Origin of the sequence: Streptococcus sp. GS001 (genome assembly GCF_021595565.1) — a bacterium.
GTDB lineage: Bacteria > Bacillota > Bacilli > Lactobacillales > Streptococcaceae > Streptococcus > Streptococcus xiaochunlingii.
This window is the reverse complement of record NZ_JACSYJ010000007.1, coordinates 1-4,503: the sequence shown is the minus strand read 5'-3', so window position 1 is coordinate 4,503 and position 4,503 is coordinate 1. Positions and strand designations below refer to the sequence as shown.

1 tRNA gene and 2 rRNA genes are annotated in these 4,503 nt (G+C 50.5%); all 3 read right to left on the bottom strand.

Annotated features, from left to right (window positions below):
• Nucleotides 1-24 precede the first annotated feature (24 nt).
• Nucleotides 25-2,923: ribosomal RNA gene (locus H8S88_RS09805) — 23S ribosomal RNA — on the bottom strand.
• Nucleotides 2,924-3,052: 129 nt separating this feature from the next.
• Nucleotides 3,053-3,125 (bottom strand) — tRNA-Ala (locus H8S88_RS09800).
• A 53-nt stretch (nucleotides 3,126-3,178) separates the two neighbouring features.
• Nucleotides 3,179-4,503 (bottom strand): 16S ribosomal RNA (locus H8S88_RS09795); the annotation flags it as partial.

Sequence of the window (4,503 nt, the reverse complement as noted above, 5' to 3'; positions counted from 1 at the left end):
GCTGTAAATATCCTCAGTTACTTTTTGGATAAGTCCTCGAGCTATTAGTATTAGTCCGCTCCATTGCTCACACAACTTCCACTCCTAACCTATCTACCTGATCTTCTCTCAGGGCTCTTACTAACATATAGTTATGGGAAATCTCATCTTGAGGTGGGTTTCACACTTAGATGCTTTCAGCGTTTATCCCTTCCCTACATAGCTACCCAGCGATGCCTCTGGCGAGACAACTGGTACACCAGCGGTAAGTCCACTCTGGTCCTCTCGTACTAGGAGCAGATCCTCTCAAATTTCCTACGCCCGCGACGGATAGGGACCGAACTGTCTCACGACGTTCTGAACCCAGCTCGCGTGCCGCTTTAATGGGCGAACAGCCCAACCCTTGGGACCGACTACAGCCCCAGGATGCGACGAGCCGACATCGAGGTGCCAAACCTCCCCGTCGATGTGAACTCTTGGGGGAGATAAGCCTGTTATCCCCAGGGTAGCTTTTATCCGTTGAGCGATGGCCCTTCCATACGGAACCACCGGATCACTAAGCCCGACTTTCGTCCCTGCTCGAGTTGTAGCTCTCGCAGTCAAGCTCCCTTATACCTTTACACTCTGCGAATGATTTCCAACCATTCTGAGGGAACCTTTGGGCGCCTCCGTTACCTTTTAGGAGGCGACCGCCCCAGTCAAACTGCCCGTCAGACACTGTCTCCGATAGGGATCACCTATCCGGGTTAGAGTGGCCATAACACAAGGGTAGTATCCCAACATCGCCTCCATCGAAACTGGCGTCCCGATCTCTATGGCTCCTACCTATCCTGTACATGTGGCACAGACACTCAATATCAAACTGCAGTAAAGCTCCATGGGGTCTTTCCGTCCTGTCGCGGGTAACCTGCATCTTCACAGGTACTAAAATTTCACCGAGTCTCTCGTTGAGACAGTGCCCAAATCATTACGCCTTTCGTGCGGGTCGGAACTTACCCGACAAGGAATTTCGCTACCTTAGGACCGTTATAGTTACGGCCGCCGTTTACTGGGGCTTCAATTCATACCTTCGCTTACGCTAAGCACTCCTCTTAACCTTCCAGCACCGGGCAGGCGTCACCCCCTATACATCATCTTACGATTTAGCAGAGAGCTGTGTTTTTGATAAACAGTTGCTTGGGCCTATTCACTGCGGCTGACATAAGTCAGCACCCCTTCTCCCGAAGTTACGGGGTCATTTTGCCGAGTTCCTTAACGAGAGTTCTCTCGCTCACCTGAGGCTACTCGCCTCGACTACCTGTGTCGGTTTGCGGTACGGGTAGAGTATGCTTAACGCTAGAAGCTTTTCTTGGCAGTGTGACATCACTAACTTCGCTACTAAACTTCGCTCCCCATCACAGCTCAATGTTATAGAACTAAGCATTTAACTCAATTCACACCTCACTGCTTAGACGTGCACTTCCAATCGCACGCTTTAGTTAGCCTACTGCGTCCCTCCATCACTACATACTCTAGTACAGGAATATCAACCTGTTGTCCATCGGATACACCTTTCGGTCTCTCCTTAGGTCCCGACTAACCCAGGGCGGACGAGCCTTCCCCTGGAAACCTTAGTCTTACGGTGGACAGGATTCTCACCTGTCTTTCGCTACTCATACCGGCATTCTCACTTCTATGCGTTCCAGCACTCCTCACGGTATACCTTCTTCACACATAGAACGCTCTCCTACCATACCATTAAAGGTATCCACAGCTTCGGTAAATTGTTTTAGCCCCGGTACATTTTCGGCGCAGGGTCACTCGACTAGTGAGCTATTACGCACTCTTTGAATGAATAGCTGCTTCTAAGCTAACATCCTAGTTGTCTGTGCAACCCCACATCCTTTTCCACTTAACAATTATTTTGGGACCTTAGCTGGTGGTCTGGGCTGTTTCCCTTTCGACTACGGATCTTAGCACTCGCAGTCTGACTGCCGACCATAATTCATTGGCATTCGGAGTTTATCTGAGATTGGTAATCCGGGATGGACCCCTCACCCAAACAGTGCTCTACCTCCAAGAATCTTAATGTCGACGCTAGCCCTAAAGCTATTTCGGAGAGAACCAGCTATCTCCAAGTTCGTTTGGAATTTCTCCGCTACCCACAAGTCATCCAAGCACTTTTCAACGTGCCCTGGTTCGGTCCTCCAGTGCGTTTTACCGCACCTTCAACCTGCTCATGGGTAGGTCACATGGTTTCGGGTCTACGACATGATACTAAGACGCCCTATTCAGACTCGGTTTCCCTACGGCTCCGTCTCTTCAACTTAACCTCGCATCATATCGTAACTCGCCGGTTCATTCTACAAAAGGCACGCTCTCACCCATTAACGGGCTCGAACTTGTTGTAGGCACACGGTTTCAGGTTCTATTTCACTCCCCTCCCGGGGTGCTTTTCACCTTTCCCTCACGGTACTGGTTCACTATCGGTCACTAGGGAGTATTTAGGGTTGGGAGATGGTCCTCCCAGATTCCGACGAGATTCCACGTGTCTCGCCGTACTCAGGATACTGCTAGGTATAAAGACTATTTTAAATACGAGGCTATTACTCTCTTTGGCCTACCTTCCCAGGTAGTTCTTCTATAATCTTTAAGTCCACATTGCAGTCCTACAACCCCGAAGAGTAAACTCTTCGGTTTGCCCTCCTGCCGTTTCGCTCGCCGCTACTAAGGCAATCGCTTTTGCTTTCTCTTCCTGCAGCTACTTAGATGTTTCAGTTCACTGCGTCTTCCTCCTCATATCCTTAACAGATATGGGTAACAGGTATCACCTGCTGGGTTCCCCCATTCGGACACCCCCGGATCTAAGCTTACTTACAGCTCCCCGAGGCATTTCGTCGTTTGTCACGTCCTTCTTCGGCTCCTAGTGCCAAGGCATCCACCGTGCGCCCTTATTAACTTAACCTTATTAACCTAATTTCTTAAAAAATTAGAAAACTCATTAAATATTCACAGCGTTTTCGGTTTATTTTCTTGTTACTATTTGATATAGATATTCAATTTTCAATGTTCATCCTTGGTGATCTCTCACCAATGGAGCCTAGCGGGATCGAACCGCTGACCTCCTGCGTGCAAAGCAGGCGCTCTCCCAGCTGAGCTAAGGCCCCACAAGACCTCTCAAAACTAAACAAGACGAACGTGCAGGTTTCCTTATCCTTAGAAAGGAGGTGATCCAGCCGCACCTTCCGATACGGCTACCTTGTTACGACTTCACCCCAATCATCTATCCCACCTTAGGCGGCTGGCTCCTAAAAGGTTACCTCACCGACTTCGGGTGTTACAAACTCTCGTGGTGTGACGGGCGGTGTGTACAAGGCCCGGGAACGTATTCACCGCGGCGTGCTGATCCGCGATTACTAGCGATTCCGACTTCATGTAGGCGAGTTGCAGCCTACAATCCGAACTGAGACTGGCTTTAAGAGATTAGCTTGCCGTCACCGACTTGCGACTCGTTGTACCAGCCATTGTAGCACGTGTGTAGCCCAGGTCATAAGGGGCATGATGATTTGACGTCATCCCCACCTTCCTCCGGTTTATTACCGGCAGTCTCGCTAGAGTGCCCAACTGAATGATGGCAACTAACAATAGGGGTTGCGCTCGTTGCGGGACTTAACCCAACATCTCACGACACGAGCTGACGACAACCATGCACCACCTGTCACCTCTGTCCCGAAGGAAAACTCTATCTCTAGAGCGGTCAGAGGGATGTCAAGACCTGGTAAGGTTCTTCGCGTTGCTTCGAATTAAACCACATGCTCCACCGCTTGTGCGGGCCCCCGTCAATTCCTTTGAGTTTCAACCTTGCGGTCGTACTCCCCAGGCGGAGTGCTTAATGCGTTAGCTGCGGCACTGAGTCCCGGAAAGGACCCAACACCTAGCACTCATCGTTTACGGCGTGGACTACCAGGGTATCTAATCCTGTTTGCTCCCCACGCTTTCGAGCCTCAGCGTCAGTTACAAGCCAGAGAGCCGCTTTCGCCACCGGTGTTCCTCCATATATCTACGCATTTCACCGCTACACATGGAATTCCACTCTCCCCTCTTGCACTCAAGTTAAACAGTTTCCAAAGCGTACTATGGTTAAGCCACAGCCTTTAACTTCAGACTTATCTAACCGCCTGCGCTCGCTTTACGCCCAATAAATCCGGATAACGCTCGGGACCTACGTATTACCGCGGCTGCTGGCACGTAGTTAGCCGTCCCTTTCTGGTAAGATACCGTCACAGTGTGAACTTTCCACTCTCACACTCGTTCTTCTCTTACAACAGAGCTTTACGATCCGAAAACCTTCTTCACTCACGCGGCGTTGCTCGGTCAGACTTCCGTCCATTGCCGAAGATTCCCTACTGCTGCCTCCCGTAGGAGTCTGGGCCGTGTCTCAGTCCCAGTGTGGCCGATCACCCTCTCAGGTCGGCTATGTATCGTCGCCTTGGTGAGCCGTTACCTCACCAACTAGCTAATACAACGCAGGTCCATCTGGTAGTG